Origin of the sequence: Lysinibacillus cavernae, from assembly GCF_009724685.1 — a bacterium.
In the GTDB taxonomy this organism is placed as follows: Bacteria; Bacillota; Bacilli; order Bacillales_A; family Planococcaceae; genus Lysinibacillus; species Lysinibacillus cavernae.
In genome coordinates, this window is the sequence record NZ_WMEF01000002.1 from 154,051 (window position 1) to 175,208 (window position 21,158).

Below are 21,158 nucleotides of genomic sequence, written 5' to 3' on the forward strand. Positions count from 1 at the left end.
CCTATTATAGTGTAGTCTTCCTCAATAATATAGGGTTTTTAGAATACAGCACAAAACACGAAAAATACACATTATGATAAAAAAGGAGTCGTGCCATGCAGTATCATCAATTAGGACAAACCGTGCTAAGTTATCGTAAGAAAAATGGTATGACCATTAGAGAGTTCGCAGATTACGCAGGAATTAGTACTTCTTTAATTAGTCAAATCGAACGTGGGCAAGCGAATCCATCGTTAAGTGTGCTGGAGTTAATTGCAAAGGCCTTACATGTCCCATTGTTTACACTTTTTATTCATGATATCGATACAAGTACACTGATTTCACGCAAGCACAGCAGGAAAAAAATATATCGAGAAAACAAGGATCATATTGTCTACGATGTATTAACACCTGACTTTATGAAAGCTCGAATTGACATGCTCATGATGGAATTAAACCCACATGCTGTGACTACGGAAAGTCACTATTGTCATAATGATAAAGAAGAAATAGCTGTGATGATGAAGGGGCAAGGCTATGTAGAACTAGAAGGAGAAGAGTATGAGCTATTGGAAGGGGATGTTGTCCGAATTCCACCGAATGTTCGACATCGTTTCCTCAATAAAAGCAATGACAGCATCCACGTATTATTCGTCCTAACACCTTCATTAATATAGAATAAGCAAGGACTAGCTAGGCCTTGCTTTATTCGATACTATTCCCTTTCAATCAAGGACTCTATTACCTGTTTCAGTTGCATAATAGAGGATTGCTTACTATCATTTTTTTTGTAAATAAAGACGGTTTCAATCACTTTGTTGAGATCATCCATGGCATAAAAGTGCAGATCAGGGCAATGATAAAGTGCCAATAATTTCGTATTTAAGACCGCCACCGTGTGCTCAATTTCTAGAAAATCAAGAATACTACTGACGGATTTAATTTCTTTCATCGTAAATGGAACTTGCTTCATTGTTAGCCATTGTGCTAGTGCATGTGTATACATACAGCCTTTACTTAAGACAAGTAGTGTCACGGGCGTACGTTGCTCAAAATCTATTATATGAGAAGGACTCGAAATGACTTCAAACGTTTCCGACGCAATTAAATCATAGTTTAATTCGGCATAATGTTTAATGGGATTACTAGTCAATGCACAATCTAGCTCAGCATTGTGTACTTTGTGATTTAAAGATGTACTCGATTCTACAGTGAAATCGACATCAATTGGACTATGACTCGTTTGTAGTTCGTTCATAATGGATGCACCATAAATTTTAATGGTTGTATGAGACGTACCAAAATGAAGGCTTGTTTGAGTAGGTCCGATCATTTGTAAAAATTCTTCATAGTTTTGAGCAACCTGTTTTAAAAATTGTAAATAATAGCTACCAACCTCTGTCAACTTCAAACCTTGAGGTGTTCGTTTAAAGATTTCCTGTCCAATCTCACTTTCTATTCTTTTGACCTTCGATGTTAAGGCCGATTGTGTATAGTTGGTGATTTCAGCGGATTTACTCAAATTTTGCCTCTCTAAGAGCTCAATTTTCAAGGCAATATCTTCAATGTTCATATTGTTTGTCACACACCTATTAAATTTTTTGATAGCCACTATCATTTTCCTCCATTTTACGTACGCTAATAGTCAACGTAAACTCTAGGTAATTAAAGTTATACTGCACAACTAAGTCGGTGTAATGTTTATGGAGGGTTTATATGAATACATATTATAAATGGGTCATTCTACTAGTTGCTACACTTTCACAAACTGCAGCAACCTTTGTCACCTACGGGATGGGGCCGGTTGCTTCCTTTTATCAAATGGAATGGGATTTATCGTCATTCCAGACAGGGCTTATCGTTTCAGCTGTTAATATCGGTCCGCTTTTCTCCATGCTGCTATTTGGCTACCTCATGGATAAAAAAGGAGAAAAACGAATTATCGGTTGGGGTTCCATTTTACTTGGTCTCTCTACCTTACTGTTAGTACCCGTGGACCATTATACGACATTACTACTCGTATTAATAGTTGTTGGTATTTGGTATGGTAGTGCTCAAACTGGGGGTAGTACAGCCATTGTGAAATGGTTTCCAGACAAACATCGAGGACTAGCAATCGGCATTCGTCAGACAGGTATTCCAATTGGTGGTGCATTAGCTTCAAGTGTTCTTACCTATCTGTACCATCATTTCAACCTGTCATCGGTGCATTTGACACAAGGCTTGATGGCAATTGGCGGAGGGCTATTATTTTTATTAATGTATCAAGAACCAAAACAGTACAAAACGGCTGCGGCAACCCCAATCAAATTTAAAGAGAAGATGTATGCGATTAAGCACAATCGAGCGCTCTATCCGCTATTTTTGGTAGGCATTGTTATGATGTCCTTGCAAATGATCCTCATTGCGCATTTTATGAGCTACCTACATCAAGAAGGTGATTATTCATTAGCAGAGGCAGGGAGCTATTTAAGTCTTCTATTGCTTGGTGGGATGGTAGGGAGGATCGTGCTCGCCTGGATGAGCGACCATTATTTCGCTCAAAAACGTGAGTCATTATTAGTGCTAGTTATGGTGGCCACATTTATCATGATTGGCTGTATGCCCTTTGTCTTACATGATACGAGCTTTATGCGTATTTTTTGTTGTGTACTTGGCTTTCTAGCACTTGGCTGGTATTCCTTATATATTACTTGTGTAACCGAGCAATCAGATCCACAAGCTGTTGGGTTGACTGTTAGTGCAGCTTTAACGATTAATCAAATTTTTATTGTCTTGGCACCAACGATCTATGGCTTACTTGTTGCTATTTTTTCAAGCCATCAGATAGCCATGGACATTATAGCCGTAATCGTGATTATAGGGGCATTCCATTTATATAGGACAACCAAAAGTAGTCTATCTCCTGAAATTTCGGTAAAATAATGGAAATAGGAAACGGAGGGTGTTGCGTATGAACAGTACAATTTGGATTGATGCGGAGATTGAAAAAGTTTGGCAAGCGATTACAGAGGAGCAATCCCTCACTCGCTGGTATGCGCCAGGCTCCACTTGGGACATACCTAAATTGGCAGCTGGGGAAAGGATGACATTTACGTTAATGCCGAATGCGCATAACCAGCTATCTGATCCACTGCCCATGCAGTTAACGATTCAACAAGTTAACAAGTATGAGGTGTTTTCATTTTACTTGGAGGTGCCTGAAACAGTGATAGCCATAACGTTGGCGGAACAGCACAATGGCACAACAGTGAGCTTCAACATGACAGGCTATGATGCTTCCCTCGCTAATTTGAAAGCGTTGTTGGAGGGCGATGAAATTCCTTATTTATAGCTATCTCTACGTCTCAGGTCTTAGATGAATTTCAAGCGCAAGGACGTATTTTAAATTATTTACTCCTATATAATGAAATTATTGGTAGATTATATAGTGGGAGGAAATAAAATTGAAAAAATTAGTTGGTTTGGGTGTCGTAATGGGCACGTCAGTATTGGTATTATCAGGGTGCTTTTCATTTATCCCAAGCAAGATGCGAGAGGAAGCCATCTTGGTGGAAAAAGATAAAGTGAAAGCACTTGAAGTGGACATTGAATTAGGTGTCGGTGAAATGAATGTTTCGAGCGGTGCGAAGGAATGGGTTGAGGGCAAAGCAGACTATAATATTAAAAAACTAGCCCCTCAGGTAGACTATGATGTACACGGCGATACAGGCGAAGTCGAAATCAAGCATAAAGGCTCCACAAAGCTAGGCATCTCCAATATTAAAAACACTTGGGCTATTCAGCTAAATGACGACATTCCAATGGATCTGGCTGTTGAGACAGGTGCGTCCATAGCAAATCTTGATTTACAGGGGCTCCAGCTGGAAAAGCTTGATATTGATGCAGGTGTTGGTGATTTAACGGTCAATTTAGGTGGCGATTGGAAAAAAAGCTTTAAGACATCGATTGAAACAGGCGTCGGTCAAACAACCGTTATTTTACCATCAAAGGTTGGTGTCAAATTAACGACAGAAAAGGGCATCGGTTCTTCTAATGTTGAAGGTCTTGTATCAAAAGGTAATGGTGTCTATGTCAACGAAGCTTACGATAAAGCCGATGTTGTACTGGAAATCAATTCTGAAATGGGCGTAGGAGACATTACGTTTAAATTAGATTAATAAAGAAAAATTCAGTAGGCTACTTTAGAGGCAGTAGTCTACTTTTTTGTGCATCCCAAAAAAATTAGTAAAAGTGAAACCTTTTGGAAGGGTGAATGACTCTAAGTATCGAAAGGAGGGAACAGTGTGGAACATGATTTATCGATCGTTAAACAGGCAATTGCTGGCCATAAGGAAGCTTTTGAACAGCTACTCGTTCTTGAGGAAGAAAAACTGTATTACACAGCGCTTTCTTATGTTGGTCAAAAAGAGGATGCGCTGGATGCTATTCAAGAAGCGGCATGTAAAGCCTATTTAACCGTTCATCAACTAAAAAATCCAGCATTTTTCTCGACATGGCTGTTTCGCATTTTAATTCATGAATGCTATCGTTTACTAAAAAAGGGCAAGAAAATGATTCCTTATGAGGAGAGGGCATTATTAGATCGGTTACATGACCAGGAACATGTCATAGGTAGCCCAATTGATTTATCAGAAGCTATCCAACAATTAAACCATTCCCAGCAGATGGCGCTCATTTTATTTTATTATCACGATTTGCCGATTAAAGAGATTTCGGACCTGATGGAAAAGCCGGTGAGCACCATTAAAACCTATTTGCATCGTGGTAAAAAACAGCTAAAGCGACAATTAGAAAGGAGTGCAATGTTCAATGAAAAAGTCAGTGACCCTTCCTGAATTTCCTCGAAATGAGGTACGAGCAGCGATTGCACAAGGTATTCGACAAGCACAAGATAAACCTATTCAAATGAAAAGAAAAAGCAAGCGTAAACCATTTGTATTTATTGCCAGTGCTGTTGCAGTTATTAGTTTAACCATTGGCACAGCCTATGTGTCACCAACATTTGCAAGCACATTGTCCAAGCTACCGATTATCGGTTCCGTATTCAATGACTCTGGTTTACCTGGGCTAAAACAAGCCAGTGAACAGGGTCTAACCAAGGCTGTTGGCGAAACACAAACCATCAATGGGATTTCGGTCACAGTAGATGAGGTGCTGTATGATGATTCCCGTTTAACGGTTGGGGTTACGATGGAATCTGAGATGGAATTGAGTGAACTATATTTTGGAGCAGGCCTGGAATTTACCATCAATGGCGCCCAACCAACTGTCAGCTCAGGTGGTTATTCTGAAAATAGGTTAAGTCCTACGGTTCGGACTGGTATTGCGACGTTTGATGTCAAACAGGTTGAGGAAATGCCAGATTCCTTTCAATTGGGCTTAACATTAGAAGGCGAAAAGGGAGAGAAGTGGACGTTTTCGACCCCGATTGAAAAAATTACAGAAATTGTCCATGTTCCTGTGAACCATCAACAACAGATTGATGGCATTGAGCTTGATGTATCCAACATCTCCTTCAGTCCATCGGGGATCTCACTTGACTATGAAGCAACGATGAAAGGAATCCTTGATAATCCACCAGCATCTATAGAATTCTTTATAACAGATGGGCAAGGCAGGGAGATTGCCTCTCATTCGGGTGGTGGAAAAGCGCTATTTGATGATGGGGTGTGGAAATTAAGTAGTACAAAAGCCTTTGATCCAATAGCACAACACGTTGAAAAAATAATCATTACGCCTTATGTTTCCATTCCAACAGGGGGTGGGAGCGTTCGAATAGACGCTGATGGCAAAGAAACACATCTACCATTTAATCCATCTGCCAATAAAGAAGTGAAGTTCCAACCATTTACAGTAGATGTCCCAGTACAATAATAATCATGATAGCAGCGTCAAATACATCCTTTGTATTTGGCGCTTATTTTATGGTAGCTTTAAGGAAGCAATTGTTTTAAAGGAGCGAATGGATTGAAAACTTATACATACAAGCAGCCTATGGAAATACAATCGACCGAGGTTGTCTCAATTTTAAATGAAGCAGAAGAGGTATCATCCACTGTTCAACGTATCTATACCAATGCCCTAAAAAGAGCATTCGATAAGACGATGGACTATCGTTATTTCGTCCGTTTTGATGTCAGTGATGCGAAGGGGCAGCCACTGTTCACGTGTAAAAAGGTTTCACGTCGTGGGCGTGTGCATTTCCGAGGCAAGGATCTGGTGACTGGTAAGGACTATATGATTGCCTACGATGGCTGGCAAATCATGATTCCTGATTTACTCATTTCTGATGGTGAACAACAAATCAAGCTCGGCAAAGAAATGGAAGATTGGTCTGTCTTTACAGTGAATGAGCAGCCTATCGCACGTTGGCAAGCTATTTTCTGTGAGACTCATTTTGATATTACTTTGCAAATTGAAGACTCCAGTCCGATTCAACACGAAGCCTTTTTTATTGCCATTGGACAGGCTGTGCTATTTGTGGGGGCATAATAGTGTGATTCAAGTCAAAATGATGAAGAAAGGTTCTGATAATGTGGTTCACATACTGCCAGCGAAAGAAATTTACTTACAAGGAAATGAGCATGCCCTGTTGCTTTTACATTCCTTTACAAGCCATACAAGAGATATGAAGAAAGTGGCCACGCTGTTACATGAACAAGGCTACACATGCTACGCACCGCTATACCGCGGACATGGCTGTATGCCGGAGCAGTTAGTACAATACAACGTCGACGACTGGTGGCAAGATGTGATGAATGCCCATCTATTTTTACTGAATGAAGGCTATCAAAAGATTTCAGTCATCGGTTTATCCATCGGTGGTATTTTCACTTTGAAGCTTGCTCAATTAGAACAGCTAGAGCAAATCATTGTCTTATCGGTACCAATTGATAAGGAGCCAGAACAATTAAAACAAAGAATCGTTGATTATGCTTACAATTATAAAAACATAGAGGGGAAATCAGCGCTACAAATCTCAAATGAAATCGAGCCATTTAATGACATGCCGTTAGATGCTTTGATTGCATTCCAGAAGTTTATTAAAGAAACGATGCAGCAACTTGATAAAATCACAATTCCAATCGCTATCTTTTATGGGGAACGAGATGATGCTTTATACGCGCATAGCGCGGAAATAATCTATCAACATGTTCATTCTTCTAAAAAGCGCAAGAGGGGCTTTGAAAACGCCAAACATTTAATGACATTAGGGCGGGATCAAAATGAAATCATTCAGGAGATGATAGATTTTTTGGAATAATTGCTGATTGAGGGATGTTGTGGCAAGTCATACTAGCATGAACCTTTACCAAGCCCCTGAACATTTCTACTAATTTTTGTTGATTATTAGATGAAATTTGAGGGGAAACCTAATTTTTACGGGTTTCCCTATTCTTATTAAAAAACAAAACTTACAATGTAATCCCATTATTTTTAGACTGGATTATATAGTTGTTATTTGATTCCCACTTGTAGTGTCCTACATTAAATTTGTTCAGGTTTATTAAATCTTTGAAGTATCTTGGGACAGGGCAATTCCAGTTTATATTGTCTATTTTCAGTGGGAAATTGTCCCCATTAGGATTGGGCGTATGCATATAGACTGAATCCAAACCAGCGTCTTCATCAACGAACTCAATCCACAATTGATATGGTTTTCCGAGTGTTCCGAGCTTTTCTAATAAACTGTGATGTAAGGCTATATGTGCTTTTAAATGCTCTCTTCGTATCTTCAAACTGTTATTCCCAAGCCCGTAAAAATCAAGATGGGTGTGCCACAAATCAAACCAACCTTCTTTGCCGAAGTCTAGATTATATTGCTCTGCTGCTGTTGTTTCCTGCCATAAGTTACGGAAATAACGCTTTTTCCCACGAAACTTTTTCAAAAGTATTATTCCCCCATTTAAACAAGTTTTTTTACTTATTATCCATGATTGAAAAGGATTAAGCACACAAAAGCAAAAGAGAATGGAAACTATTTACACATTGAATGTGCTAGTAAGTTGCCATCATCTCAAAGGAGGTGGCTTTTTTAGATTATAATGTGTCAAAATTTTGAAGTGTTGTTCCCTTTTGTGAACCTTGTTATTTGGATGTGTTATGATCAAATTTGTGAAGAAATGTACACGAACGGTGCATTTGGTTAAGTGAAATAGGGGGGCAGATGATGGATAACCAATATTTCGTAGGTTGGGGTACATTGGCGTTGATAAATGCTGCACTTGCACAAGGGAAGAATAGAACGGGGTTTAATTGGTTTTTTCTTTCTCTTTTATTAGGTCCATTTGCAACACTAATATTGTTATTTGTTGAAAAGAGACAGTAATCTACATATTTTATAAGCTAATAAAATGAGAAGCGTGGTAATGTAAACTCTTGCTTATTCAACTAGGGATGTTTAATAAATATAAGTTGATTATAAATAGGCTTATTTTTTTACTTCAATAGTGCTTTTTTGACGTTGCATCTAACATATCAGAACGACAAAACCAGCTACCTCTGCATATGGAGGTAGCTGGTTTTTTCTTACATTTCAATCATCTCATTCGCTAACTTTCTCCGGCTAATCCAATAGCCTTGTAGTGTGAAAACCAAGAGGGTGGCACTTAAGAAGGTCATGCTTGTGATGCCTAATGTCAGGAAGTCATAAGTCATGGGAGAGCCTTCATCAATCAAGCCTATCATTCTAGTTAAAATGAGCCCAATCAATGTACCAACAGTGAGACCATATAGCACAAACGATAGGACTTGAGTCAAGATGAGTTTCATGAGCCCATTCGGAGATAGGCCAATCAATCGTTGGATAGCATAGTCGCTACGTTTTGTATAAATGGTGTGCAGTAACGTTTGTAATACACCAAGGCAAGTAGCGACAATCAATATGACAAACACGCCAACAAATAAGCTCCAACGTTGGAAGAACATTTCTTTGGACTGCTCTAGCATGGTCACTTTATCCGTAAACTTCAAGGCAGGCCAGCGTTCCTCTAAGAATGACAGGTCAGACAATGCTTGCTCAGAATGAGTCGTTTCAACCATGATGTCTTCGATAATCGTATGATCTTGAGATGTAAGGTACGACGACCAGTCAACGATTAAATCAGCATAGTGAAGAGGTGCATCAATAATCCCTATAATCTGTAAGTCACCTGTAGGCCTATCATGCTGTGTAGCGAAATCATAGGAACCAATCGTGACACGATCGCCAAGCACTAGCTGATGACGTTTGGCAAAGCGCTTTGTCACCAATAGTCCATCCTGGAAATTGCCCTCGATTTTAGGCAATTTCCCTAATTTCACAAATTTCTCGATATCAATGGTTGTATAGTTCTCTGGTAGCCATTCATCGCCGAGTTGCAGGGCAATATACGCATTATTACTTTGTGCATAAGCATACTGCACGCTTGGCAATGCTTCTATTTCCTCGATAACTGCTGGCGTAATGGTTGGGTCATTTAATTCATTATTAATTTTTACAGCTGTTTCGTATTGTGATTCGATGTAGGCAAGGTCATTGTGCTGTAAGGTTTTCAGTAACGAGCTACCAAAAGTTAAAATGACCATTAACCCAATAATGCTAAGTACAATGGGCATATTTTTGCGTACTTGTGGCATCAGCTGTTGACATGCTAAATAAGCTTCCTTTCCGAGCACTTTCCGAATCGGCTTTAAAGCCATATGAAGAATAGCTGTAAACAGGTAAGGGATTAATAACAGTAAAATCCCGCAAAGTAATAGTGTACCGATTAAAATAAATAAGGCCCCTTGATTGCTTCCTGTTCCAGCTAAATAGGCTTGCAAAAAGAATAATAATGCGATCATACTCACAACACAGACTAGTACCGTTTTCCATTTTGTCCAACGTAGACCTAAATGCTCGTTTTCTGTGGCGATTTGTAGCGGCAATAATCTTGAACTTTTTGCCACTTGCCATTGAGTAATAAGCTGAAGGACTATGAAACTTGACACCGCAATAAGAATAACAAATACAATAGGAAATACTGTTCTCGCATCAGGCAAATGTAAGAGACCAATCAATTGTGGTAGCCAAATTTTGATTACTAGTAAACTCAATGTTGTGCCGAGCACCACGCCAAAGCTAATAATGAGAGATAATTGTAGCCTCACTATACGCCCAACTTGCTTTACTGAGGCCCCAAGAGCTCGTAAGACCATCAGCTGTTCTTTGATTTTATAGAATAATAGCTGGAAAGTGGACAGCAATAAGACACTCGATATGAGTAAAATAAAGATGGACAGGACAATCATAAAAATCATTAAGCTTTGTAAATTTCTTTTAAACAGATCGTAATCGCTCATGATATCTACACGTAATGTTTCATCAAGCTGTTTGAGCTCTGTGCCGACTGCCTTCGCATAATCGCCATCTGTTTTGATAAGCGCAAACATGCCAGCTGTTTGCGACTGACTATTATTCATCCAATTTTTTACAATCGAATTTGACAACAATATGACATTCGGGCTGTCGGTGCCTTTCATCGTTGGCAAAATTTCTTGGACGACAAAATTGTGCGATTGAATATGAATGGTGTCCCCAACATTTTTCTTGAAAATACGCGCCACATTTTCTGAAAGAACGGCATCATTTGGGCCAAGATTCACCTCAAAATGGTAGCGGCTTTTTACGAGGTCATCATTTTCGACTCCAACCGTATAAAACGATGTATTTTCTTCTTGTTCAACCGTTGTCTGGGCTAACGATACACTGGATACTTGTGTAACGCCTGCAAGGGTAGAAAATTCCTCTATTTGCTGTAGTGTTAGCAGTTTAGATTGATCGGGATTATAGCCCACCATTAAATCCATATCCCCATAAAGCGCTCGGATGTCTTCTTTCATTTGGCTATTGGCATTCCAGATGTAGACACTCATCGTCATCACAAGGCAAATAGAAATCGTAATAATACTAATACTCGTTAGGACATTAGCCCAAGCAGCACGAAAAAACTTAAGGGCAATGGCACGCATTGTAAACATTATCGATCACCCCTTGTCATCTGCTTAAATTTCATTAAAATACAATCCAAATCCGCTTCACTTTGCTGGTTTTGATAGGAGTCTACAATCGATCCATCATGGAAAAACAACACTCGATTGGCATATGTGGCAACATAAGGGTCGTGGGTGACAAGTAAAATCGTTTGTTGGTTATTTTTTTGTAGATCAACGAGCAGCTCCAAAATTTCATCCGTGGTATTGACGTCCAGCGCCCCTGTTGGTTCATCTGCCAGCAAAATAGGAGGGTTCGCAATAATGGCACGTGCAATGGCGACACGTTGCTTTTGTCCACCAGATAGTTCATGTGGTCGATGTTTTGCCCATGAGGCAATAGTTAATTTTTCCATCATGTGCTGCACGCGAATCTTTATCTCTTTACTAGGAACATCATTTAGAATAAGCGGCAAGGCAATGTTATCCTCAACGGATAAGTCCTTTAACAAATGAAAGGACTGGAAGATAAAGCCGATATTTTCTTTACGGAATTGTGATGCTTTTGGCTCTTGGTAAATAGCTTGAGCTTCCTCCCCAAATAAAAATAATGCCCCATCTGTCGGTTCATCGATTGCACTGATCATATTCAGTAAGGTACTTTTACCAGAACCACTTGTCCCCATAATCGCCACCATTTCACCTTGATAAATGGTACAATGGATATTTTTTAAAGCATTCACGGTATGATGCTTTTGCTGATAAACTTTTGACATTCCTTCTACACGTAACACTTCCGTTAAACGCCCTTCAGGAATGGGTATCGCATTAATGACTTCTTTCAACGGATTGAACCCACTCATCGAGATATGCCCCCTTTAATTGTTGTCGTAATGCTTGTAAACCACGGCGAATATGTGTTTTCACGGTGCCTTCGGGACATTGTAAAATCACAGCAATATCCTTTACGGAGTAGTCCTGATAAAACCGTAGTAATAACACCGTTTTATACTTTTCCTCGAGCTGGCAAAGGGCCTGCCATAAATCCAGCTCTTCTTCGATATATGTAGGAGATGTACTTTTTAAATCCTCTAATGTTTGTGGTTCAACAAGCTGAATGGACTTTTTCTTGGCTATATAAGTTTTACAGCAATTAATCATAATGCGTGTTAACCATGTTGCAAAATAGTGAGGCTCCTTTAATTGCGGCAAACCCTCATAGGCTCGAATAATGGTTTGCTGAAAAACTTCTACGGCGTCGTTTTCATTCTGTACGTAGACATAGGCCATGCGATAAAGCTTATGCTGTTCTTCCTCGATTAGCTGATAAAATGCTTGTTCATCGCCATTCTGGGCTAGGACTACTAATGATGGTTGCGTAGTTGTAATGGAAATCGCCTCCTTTTCGACTATTAGACTCAGCAAGCGGACATTTCGATTCAAATTTTTTTATTTTTATTAAAAAACTTTTTGATCATACGAATCATACCCAATTTATAGAAGGTTATCAATTTACTGTTATAATAGCATTATCTTTAACTAGGGAGGAGAAGAGTATGAAACGAAAGCCGATTTATGTAGAAGTAGAAATCCAAGCTCCTATAGATGAGGCGTGGGCTTATACGCAAAATCCGAAACTGCATGAGCAATGGGATTTGCGTTTTACGTCGATTACCTATATACCAAAAAAAGAACCTGAGGAACCACAGCGTTTTACCTATGTAACGAAAATAATGCCTGGCTTACAGGTAAGTGGCTGGGGGGAAAGCAAAGGGGAGCATCATAAAGAAAATGGCACCAAAACATCCACTCTCCACTTTGGCACACCTCAAAAAATTTCACCTATTGCTGAGGGGAAAGGGTATTGGCAGTATATCCCGAATAACGAGGGGCTGACTTTCTTAACACAGTATGATTATCAGACACGTTATGGAAGGCTTGGCGCATTCATGGACCTATTTTTTCGTCCATTAATGGGATGGGCGACTGCACTTAGCTTTGACGTTTTAAAAAGATGGTTAGAAACAGGAGAAAATCCTGCAGCTCAGTATAGAAGATTCTTCTTAACGATGCTCATTAGTATTCTTTTTAGCTTTGTCTGGTTCTACCATGGGCTTGTCCCTAAAATTATCGTACAGCATCCACAGGAAATCATGATGACTGCTTCTTTTTTCAGTCATGCTGATCAAATGGTGGTGTGGATAGGCTTTGCTGAAATATTTTTTGCCTTGTGTTGGCTTTACCCCCGAGGAAAACGACTATTATTCGGCATGCAAATAATCTTTTTTCCTTTATTAACGCTAGGTGCAATTGTTGCAAATCAGTCAAGTGTGATCGCGCCATTTAATCCATTAACCTTTAATAGTTCGTTATGGGTTTTGTCTATTATCGGATTTATTTTCAGTAAAGACTTGCCAAGTGCTAAAAGCTGTAGGAGAGAGAGAGGACAACGAAAATGACAATCTATCAAACATTATTAGGGGATGATTTTGCTAGACTTCACCCCATGCTACAACAACGTTATGCCCTACCAGTTGATGAATCATTTTTTGCGCAAGGCGTGATGTACAAAATAACATCTGGTTCAAAATGGCTGCGTCCCTTTTATCATGTCGCAGCGAAAACACGCTTTTTGTTTCCGGAGTCAGGAGAACAGGTACCATTCACCATTTCCAATACATGTCGAGCCTTACCAAGTGGCGAACTTGAGGTGTTATGGGAACGAACTTTTATTTTTCCAAATAATAAAAGGCATTTTGATGCAAGGATGACCATTGATCCTACTCGAAAAATCGTGAGAGATTATTTAGGCTATCCAGCCCTTTTTTACTCAGATTTGCACTTTGCTGTTACACGCGAGGGAACTTTACTCATTCGTTCAGGGAAGCAGCGCTTTGTCCTATCTAGATTTGAATGCTCAATGCCAAGAATTTTAGAGGGGCGCGTTATTGTGGAGGAAGGCTTTGATGAATCGAAAAATGTCTTTACCATTCATGTGTCTATTCATAATCCGTTGATAGGGAGGCTCATGATGTATGCTGGTGAATTTACACAACAAACACAACAAACACAACAAACACAACAAATACAGTAGCTTTATATTATTGATAGGGATTGTGTTAACAGCAATTTGTTTTGGGTTGAGTGGACAACCAAGTTATGTGAGCTTACTAACAGCTGCACAACTTATTTTTGTTCCTGCAATGGTAATGATGATCGTTGATGTTCAAAAAGTGGGCAAGTACATAATTGTAGGGATGATGCTAGCAGTCACACTGTTGCAATGGTGGTCTGAGGGCTACCTTGCTATCATTCTCGCATTGATTTATTTACTGTATACCTTATATATTGCAGCACAAGGAATAATAAGATTTTTGCAACGAGGATTTATGAATCTAGCGGAGTTCTCGATTGACATGGGGTTTTTATACCTTGCACTTGGTGGTCTGTGGTTTTTCGCCTTCGTTGCAAATATTGATACTGGCTTTTCACCGTTAATCACGTGGTTAACAGCAATTCATTTCCATTATTCAGCTTGCTTATTACCCATTTCAGTCGGACTCTTTGGTCGCTTACACGATAGTAGCTGGTACCGTATCATTGTCATGATCTTGCTTGCAGGGCCACTTCTTGTAGCGATTGGCATTGCCTTTTCAATCATAATAGAAATCATCGCTGTTGCCCTTTATATCTTTGCTATCTACGGCTTGTTTTTCCTTACGTTCAAAACAAAACTGCCTATTGGACAAGGTATACTACTAAGAATATCCTACGGAGCACTATGTCTGACGATAATTTGGTCATGTCTTTATGTATATAGTCGTTTTAGTGGAACCTTTTATGTTGGAATTCCAGAAATGCTGCAATTTCATGGTGTAGTAAATGGTGTTTTCTTTGGTGGTGTAGGGGTTATGGCATGGGCAATGGCTGTCCCTCCAACAACTCAACGCTGCTTTGATTTCCCTGTAAGTCAAATTCGAGGGAAGCTACATCATGAAAACGAATCGCACCCTGGATTGGTCGATGCATTACATGATTTTGTCGATACAAAAAAGCTACCCCCAGTCATTTCACAGTTTTATGAGCAAACGACTACATATCGTCTGTTGGCGACTGTGCAATGGAAAACATGGTTTAAGCCTTTTGCGTTTATTTATCAGGGGATCAGCCGATTATTACAGCAACTAAATTTACCATTTTCCAGTCAGCAAATTGAAATGACGGGTAAAATTGTGGCGATTGATGCTGAACGAGATAGCCGCCAAGCACCACGTGCATGGATTCGGACAATCAAGCAGCAAACCGTTTTTGTAGCGATTTATTCGAAACACACAACAAACCAAACTACCTATATGAATATCGCCCTCCCATTACCGTTTTCAACAATGATTGGCATACTGTATGCGTACGAAGAAAATGGTCAATTGCACCTAACTAGCCAACATGAGGGAGATGCGGGGATTTATTTGGCGATAGGACCCTATGTAATGAAGCTACCATTACAAGAACATTTTCAAATTCATGCCGTAGATGACCAGACACTTACAGCTTTACATAAAATGACGATATTTGGTGTTCATTTTTTACAAATTGACTATTTTATTCAAAGTAATCGGGTAGATAGGCAGGAAATGACTTGTGAAAACGAGAAGGTCCTTTATGAGACAAATAAAAAGGAGTGATGAGTTGCGCCTAACAAAGGGAATTACGGGGTTTGATGCAGAGCACTTAATCGAACAGGATATGCGTATGTTTCAGTCGATGGTTTATCATCTAGTCACAAGTGAGCAGCGAGCGAAAGTATGGCAATTTATCGATCAACCGCACTGTGTATATATGCAAGCGGTGGTAGAAATAGATGGCAAGATGTTGGCTATCCTTCATCATCGGTTGATGCCGTATATTGCGATTGCGAAGTATACCGAGGAGCTTAGTTTTACATTTTTGACGATGCCTCAGCTCCACAAATATTTTCCGATGCGTAAATGTTTGGAAGCAGCAACACTTACTACCTTACTAACAAAGGATCAAGCTTTGCATAGCTTATCTGCTATGGAATGGAAGTATGTTTCTTATTTTAATAGTCAAACCATTGGAGACGTTATGTTTAATACTTGGGATTAATATATAACTAGGATAAAATACCTAATGTAAAAGATGCTATAAAATACACAAAATTGACCGAGTTATATCTAGAAATATAGTAAAAATTCCTAAAGTCACCAATTTTCCATTTGAAGTGGTAGATTACTTTTTATGGAATCGATTTGGAAAATAAGGAGTTTTTGCAGATGAAATTCAAAACAATCAGTAGAAGAATTGTTTTTTCCTTTAGCATTGTTATAGCGATTATGATGTTATACATTGTCTACAATTACTATGCCATCACGCAAAGCAATAATGCGACAGAGCAAATTGTTCAGAAAGAATTACAACTGTTAATAACAGATTACGAGCAAGCGCAAACCATCGATTTAAGAATAGTCGCAGCAAGAGGCTATGTACTGTCTGGTGATAAAAAGTATAAAGAGATTTTTCAAGATAATGTAACACGGGCAGCAAGCAATGAAGAAAAACGATTAGCATTAACAACCTCAGATGATGATTTCGGCAAATTTGCGGATATGGCCAAGGAATGGAATCGTTATATTGAACAACAAGTATTTGCGGTTTATGACCAAGGCAAAACCAAGCTGGCTATTCAGAACTTAACGAAAATGGATGCAACCGCAACTACCATTCGTGAGGGCTACGAAGGATTAGCGCAACAGCGAAAGCAAGCCATCAACGAAGTAGGCACTGACATCATAGCTGCTGGGGAGACTAAGCAGCTGATAGCTATTGTCGTAGGTATTTTCATTGTCCTCGTAGCAGTGATGATTGAACTATTAAGTGCACGTGGTATTTCAAGACCTATCATTACATTAACTAAGCGCATGAATCAAATTACGAACGGTGATTTAAGCGAACCTCCTTTAATAGTTCAGTCGAAAGATGAAGTAGGGCAGTTGATGGAAGCGACCAATACGATGTCGGATATTATGAATCGTCTATTGAAGCATATTCAAACGGTTTCCAATGATGTGGCAGCACATAGTGAAGAGCTTTTACAATCAACTACAGAAGTAAAGGCAGGTACCGAGCAAATCGTCCATACTGTTACAGAGATTGCGAGTGGCACAGAGTTACAGACAAGTCATACATCAGATGTTGCTGCGACAATGAATGACTTTGCTGCTAAAGTAACAGCTGTTCATGAGAGCAGTAAGGACGCTCAACAGCATTCACAGGAAGTCAAAGCTTTAACGCAAGAAGGGCGCAATTTAATGACCTCGTCTACAAAGCAAATGGAAAATATCCAACATATTGTGAAGGAAGCTGTTGATCAAGTCGAAGGTTTAAGCAAGCAAACACAAGAGATTTCTCAACTTGTAGCTGTCATTCAAACGATTGCGGCACAAACCAATTTACTTGCATTGAACGCAGCGATCGAAGCAGCTAGAGCAGGAGAACAAGGAAAAGGCTTTGCCGTTGTAGCGGATGAAGTTCGGAAATTAGCCGAGCAAGTGGCGTTCTCTGTTGATGATATTACAGCTATTGTTAGAAAAATTCAGGATGATTCGAGCACGGTGACTTCTTCTCTAGAGCAAGGCTATGGTGAAGTAGAAAAAGGGACAATTCAAATTGCTACAACGAATACAACGTTCTACCGAATTGCGGACGCGATTGATTCAATGGCTATAAATATTGATGGCATGTCGTCCGAGCTAGAAGAATTCGTTCACAATACGGACACGATTAATAAATCTGTAGATGAAATTGCTGCTGTTTCTGAACAGTCAGCCGCAGGTATTCAGGAAACATCTGCAACCATTGAACAAACCGCAAGCTCGATGGAGGAAATTAAACATAGTGCCGAGCATTTAGCGGAAATGGCTGAACAATTAAATACCCTTATTCGTGGATTTAAACTGTAGAAATTTACTAAGGATTTCAAACTTCCAACACATTTACGTTGTATACTATTGCATTGGAAGGTGGAATCATTTTGAAAAAATATTTACTTTTATTACTAATGAGTACTTTATTCATGGCACCAGTTGCCTACGCCCATACGATGGATAAAAGTACGCTATTTACAGATGTCCCTGAAACAGACGCCACTATTCAGGACATTATGGTGTTACATAGTATTGGGCTTCTTGGGTACAACGGCAAAGATATGGCCTTAAATGCAACGGATAACTTATCACGCAAGGATTTTGCAGGCTGGGTAGGTGGCTTCTTTGGTCTTGAAGGAGCGACAGTAGATGAATTAGCCCAAGCAGCACAAAAAGAGGATTACGTTTCTTCCTTAGAGGGAGATATTACGTACAAGGAAATTAATACAGCACTTTTCCATCATAAATTAGAGCTAGCTAACCCAGATGCAACCATGACGAAAGAAGAGTATATTGCTTTCTTAACAGAGAACCTCACGTTTGATATGGGCGGCCACACGCTTCTTCAAATGGGCGGCTTTGCTGAAGGGCCAACGGGTACAATTGAAGATGTGGTAACAGGTGATGAAACAGGGATCATCATTGACGGGACAACGTACATGCTGTCAGGACATCCTCGCATCTTTGCCGATTCAACAGATGCAAAAAGCTGGAAAGGGCAACAATTAGAACGCTCTATTTTCACGACTGCAGGAGATCATCATCATGGTCATGAAGGTGGTCAAGAGGAAGGTCACGGCGACAGCCATGATCACGAAAAACAAGCATCCGATGTTGCCACACTCCAATATGTGCAAATTAGCTCCGCACAAGTGGCTAAAGATGATACACAAAATGTGCAATCCTCTAATGCAACACCAAGAGAAGAACAACAAACAGCAGCAAAAGATGACACGTCATCTAACACAAATACAGTGTGGATGATTGCCATCCTAGTAGTCCTAGCGGCTATTTTCGCCTTTGTTTTTGTGAAACGAAAAAAATAAAAAAATTTTATGAACCAGCAATGATCGAGGTACTTTGGTCATTGCTGGTTTTATTCAAATAGTGCGTTTTACAGTAGTTGTATCGATTCTTAATAACTAGATGTTGAATTATAGTTAAAAAACAGAATGGAACTATGTTTTAAAAAGAGTAAATGCTCGCTCCCATATGAATATCTAAATGGAAATTACATAATAAAAATGAACAGCGACTACAATCGCTGTTCATTTTTTGTTGCCTAAAATCATACACATTCATTATAATTTCATACATTTAGCGCAAACGCATGCATAATACAGCAATTTTACACAACATTGAATAACCACAAGCATGTTCGGTATATAAATAGGGTACGATTATTTTTTAGGCTGAGGAGTGTGTAAATGGCAGTACTTGTGGTAAAGAGAAGTATTATGCATCGTTATCAAAGTATAGGGCAGGCAATTGAAGAGGCAGCACCAGGAGATATGATTGAAATTCGGGATGGCATTTATGAGGAAAGCTTGGACATTTCCAAGCGATTGACGTTGTATGGGGTAGGCAATGTGACCATAAAAGGCGGCGTTTTTATTCGCTACCAAACACATGTCGATATGCGTAATTTACGTTTTAGACAAGGTCAAGGAATTTATGTCAAGGGAGATTTACAGTTAGAAAACTGTATCATCGAGGAGCAATTGATACGTACACAGATCATGGTGAGCTATGGTAGTTTGCTGATGAAAAATTGTGCTGTTCTTGCTACACCACTTAATCACTTTGGTTTACGTGTTACGAATGGTTCAAGCGTTATTTTAGTTGACACAACGCTGGAGCATCATGTGAAAGCTCAAATTATTGCCCAAAACTGTGAGTTAACCTTGACGAATTGTATACTGCTAGAAGGGAAAAAACATGGTATTTTTGCGATTCGTCATGTGAAGATGGCTATAGAGGATTGTGAGATACATGGACATGACAAGGCACAAATTATCGCGGCAGCTAGTGAGATTGCCATGACCAATTGTCTGATTCATCAAGGGCAAGGGGTAGGCATCCAACTATTTGACAGCACGATTTTCAGGATGGACGGCTGTGAAATAAAGGATCATCTTGACACGAACATGGTTGTACACCGAAGTGAGATAATGGCTTCCGATTCTATTATTTCAGATGGGCAAGGTCATGGACTTTACCTTGGAGAAAAAACGGAGGCCAAATTATATGATTGCCAATTTTATCGTCATGTCAAGGATCAGGTTTTGATAGAAAATAGCAAGGTAGAACTTCGTAAATGTCACGTCCGAAACGGCATGGCTGTAGGAATCTCGATTGTCGATGAAGCAGATGTTTCGATGACTCAATGTCAAATCCAAAACCATCAGCAATTTCATATCATTGTCGATGCAAGTGGACTTCAGCTTCATCAATCCACCATTCAATTTGGACAATCGGGAGGCATTTACGGCAATGATCATGCCAAGATTATGATGCATCATACAAACATTCGAGAGCTGAAAAGCCATCATGTATACATTAACAATGCCCGATTGTTTACACAGTATTGCACGTTTGAACGAATGGAGGGTAATGGCGTTACGTGCATTGATGCTATTTTCGAAGTGGCTAACAGCTATTTTAAAGATGGTCAAGAAAGTTCTTATGCCATGATCTGGTCAGATCAATCCATGGGGCGCATCGAGCATTGTACAGTAGAAGAGGCAGCACGTCCATTTTTAGCCCTTTCCAATAAATCGTTAATGGAGATGCGTTATACGGATATTAGTGCAGTAAAGGCTCCTGCCGTGCTTCAAGAAAACAGTCAATTATTTGTTCAAGGGCATGTTCATACAGCGACATGGCAAAAGGATGCTACATCAAAGGTTACCCATATTGAGGGCATGCAAACGAATGAAGAAAAGAAAATAGAAATGTCGAAACATAATATTAAAAAAATAATATAAAAGCCGATTATACAAATAAGATAAGTAGTTTCAATTTTGAAATTACTTTTTTTATGTAGTCAATTAAGGACGTTTCATTTATATAAAAAGTGGATAAAAGAATAGGTTTGGCTGTTGATTTTCTTTAGTTTTATAAAAAAAACATGATAATTCGACAAAATGCATGAATATTTTTATAATAGTATAGATGTCTTAACTGCAATTACTGGAATATTTTGAAATATGCACCTAGAAAAGCTAGACTATTTCTTGTATAAGTTATAAATAAAATAATAAAATTAATATTGAATGTAAA

The 21,158-nt window shown here is 39.2% G+C and carries 21 protein-coding genes; 16 read left to right on the forward strand and 5 right to left on the reverse strand.

The annotated features are described in order from the left end of the window. Nucleotides 1-95: 95 nt before the first annotated feature. Nucleotides 96-656, forward strand: a complete 561-nt coding sequence (locus GJU32_RS05115; RefSeq protein ID WP_155590872.1) for an XRE family transcriptional regulator — start codon at nt 96-98, stop codon at nt 654-656. Between the two features lie 38 nt (nt 657-694). On the opposite strand, the gene GJU32_RS05120 is transcribed toward GJU32_RS05115, so the two are convergent. Then, nucleotides 695-1,552: a LysR family transcriptional regulator gene (locus tag GJU32_RS05120; protein WP_155591342.1), complete on the reverse strand. Its 858-nt coding sequence runs from the start codon at nt 1,550-1,552 to the stop codon at nt 695-697. Nucleotides 1,553-1,695: 143 nt separating this feature from the next. On the opposite strand from GJU32_RS05120, the gene GJU32_RS05125 reads away from it, so the two are divergent. The 7 genes from GJU32_RS05125 to GJU32_RS05155 all read left to right on the forward strand — a co-directional run bounded on the left by GJU32_RS05125 (nt 1,696) and on the right by GJU32_RS05155 (nt 7,246). Further along, nucleotides 1,696-2,904, forward strand: coding sequence for an MFS transporter (locus GJU32_RS05125; protein ID WP_155590873.1), 1,209 nt, complete (start codon nt 1,696-1,698; stop codon nt 2,902-2,904). 28 nt (nt 2,905-2,932) lie between these two features. Further along, entirely contained in the window at nt 2,933-3,313 is a 381-nt protein-coding gene (locus GJU32_RS05130) for an SRPBCC family protein (RefSeq protein WP_155590874.1), read from the forward strand. Between the two features lie 112 nt (nt 3,314-3,425). Next, nucleotides 3,426-4,139, forward strand: coding sequence for a toast rack family protein (locus GJU32_RS05135; RefSeq protein ID WP_155590875.1), 714 nt, complete (start codon nt 3,426-3,428; stop codon nt 4,137-4,139). A gap of 126 nt (nt 4,140-4,265) precedes the next feature. Further along, complete coding sequence (locus GJU32_RS05140; RefSeq protein ID WP_155590876.1) at nt 4,266-4,817, forward strand: sigma-70 family RNA polymerase sigma factor; 552 nt, start codon at nt 4,266-4,268, stop codon at nt 4,815-4,817. Then, on the forward strand, nt 4,792-5,856 hold the full coding sequence (locus tag GJU32_RS05145; RefSeq protein ID WP_155590877.1) for a DUF4179 domain-containing protein: 1,065 nt from the start codon (nt 4,792-4,794) through the stop codon (nt 5,854-5,856). The genes GJU32_RS05140 and GJU32_RS05145 overlap by 26 nt, the downstream gene beginning before the upstream one ends. A gap of 93 nt (nt 5,857-5,949) precedes the next feature. Further along, nucleotides 5,950-6,474: a tubby C-terminal domain-like protein gene (locus tag GJU32_RS05150; protein WP_155590878.1), complete on the forward strand. Its 525-nt coding sequence runs from the start codon at nt 5,950-5,952 to the stop codon at nt 6,472-6,474. Between the two features lie 4 nt (nt 6,475-6,478). Then, nucleotides 6,479-7,246, forward strand: a complete 768-nt coding sequence (locus tag GJU32_RS05155) for an alpha/beta hydrolase (RefSeq protein ID WP_230874941.1) — start codon at nt 6,479-6,481, stop codon at nt 7,244-7,246. Nucleotides 7,247-7,397: 151 nt separating this feature from the next. Here the strand turns inward: GJU32_RS05155 and GJU32_RS05160 are convergent, their stop codons facing one another. Next, complete coding sequence (locus GJU32_RS05160; protein ID WP_155590879.1) at nt 7,398-7,871, reverse strand: hypothetical protein; 474 nt, start codon at nt 7,869-7,871, stop codon at nt 7,398-7,400. A gap of 281 nt (nt 7,872-8,152) precedes the next feature. Here GJU32_RS05160 and GJU32_RS23060 point away from each other — a divergent pair, with 281 nt between their 5' ends. Then, on the forward strand, nt 8,153-8,311 hold the full coding sequence (locus GJU32_RS23060) for a hypothetical protein (protein ID WP_196426598.1): 159 nt from the start codon (nt 8,153-8,155) through the stop codon (nt 8,309-8,311). 200 nt (nt 8,312-8,511) lie between these two features. Here GJU32_RS23060 and GJU32_RS05165 read toward each other — a convergent pair whose 3' ends face one another. Genes GJU32_RS05165 through GJU32_RS05175 form a run of 3 tightly spaced genes read right to left on the reverse strand, consistent with a single transcriptional unit; the run spans nt 8,512 to nt 12,378 of the window. Next, nucleotides 8,512-10,983 (reverse strand): ABC transporter permease, encoded by a 2,472-nt coding sequence (locus GJU32_RS05165; RefSeq protein ID WP_155590880.1) that lies wholly within the window; start codon nt 10,981-10,983, stop codon nt 8,512-8,514. Beyond that, nucleotides 10,983-11,711 carry an ABC transporter ATP-binding protein gene (locus GJU32_RS05170; protein ID WP_420798374.1) on the reverse strand — a complete coding sequence of 243 codons (729 nt, stop codon included), beginning with the start codon at nt 11,709-11,711 and terminating at the stop codon, nt 10,983-10,985. The genes GJU32_RS05165 and GJU32_RS05170 overlap by 1 nt, the downstream gene beginning before the upstream one ends. A 52-nt stretch (nt 11,712-11,763) precedes the next feature. Further along, complete coding sequence (locus GJU32_RS05175) at nt 11,764-12,378, reverse strand: sigma-70 family RNA polymerase sigma factor (protein WP_338016788.1); 615 nt, start codon at nt 12,376-12,378, stop codon at nt 11,764-11,766. A gap of 113 nt (nt 12,379-12,491) precedes the next feature. Here GJU32_RS05175 and GJU32_RS05180 point away from each other — a divergent pair, with 113 nt between their 5' ends. The 7 genes from GJU32_RS05180 (at nt 12,492) to GJU32_RS05210 (ending at nt 20,863) form a co-directional block, all read left to right on the forward strand. After that, nucleotides 12,492-13,394, forward strand: coding sequence for a DoxX-like family protein (locus GJU32_RS05180; RefSeq protein WP_155590882.1), 903 nt, complete (start codon nt 12,492-12,494; stop codon nt 13,392-13,394). Next, nucleotides 13,391-14,029, forward strand: a complete 639-nt coding sequence (locus tag GJU32_RS05185) for a DUF4166 domain-containing protein (protein ID WP_155590883.1) — start codon at nt 13,391-13,393, stop codon at nt 14,027-14,029. Before GJU32_RS05180 ends, GJU32_RS05185 begins: the two co-directional genes overlap by 4 nt. Then, nucleotides 13,971-15,617 carry a YndJ family protein gene (locus GJU32_RS05190; protein ID WP_155590884.1) on the forward strand — a complete coding sequence of 549 codons (1,647 nt, stop codon included), beginning with the start codon at nt 13,971-13,973 and terminating at the stop codon, nt 15,615-15,617. The genes GJU32_RS05185 and GJU32_RS05190 overlap by 59 nt, the downstream gene beginning before the upstream one ends. Beyond that, on the forward strand, nt 15,595-16,059 hold the full coding sequence (locus GJU32_RS05195) for a hypothetical protein (protein ID WP_230874942.1): 465 nt from the start codon (nt 15,595-15,597) through the stop codon (nt 16,057-16,059). The genes GJU32_RS05190 and GJU32_RS05195 overlap by 23 nt, the downstream gene beginning before the upstream one ends. Nucleotides 16,060-16,226: 167 nt before the next feature. Then, nucleotides 16,227-17,912: a methyl-accepting chemotaxis protein gene (locus tag GJU32_RS05200; RefSeq protein WP_155590885.1), complete on the forward strand. Its 1,686-nt coding sequence runs from the start codon at nt 16,227-16,229 to the stop codon at nt 17,910-17,912. Between the two features lie 71 nt (nt 17,913-17,983). Further along, nucleotides 17,984-18,922 carry a hypothetical protein gene (locus GJU32_RS05205; RefSeq protein ID WP_155590886.1) on the forward strand — a complete coding sequence of 313 codons (939 nt, stop codon included), beginning with the start codon at nt 17,984-17,986 and terminating at the stop codon, nt 18,920-18,922. 381 nt (nt 18,923-19,303) lie between these two features. Then, nucleotides 19,304-20,863, forward strand: a complete 1,560-nt coding sequence (locus GJU32_RS05210; RefSeq protein WP_155590887.1) for a right-handed parallel beta-helix repeat-containing protein — start codon at nt 19,304-19,306, stop codon at nt 20,861-20,863. Nucleotides 20,864-21,158 lie beyond the last annotated feature (295 nt).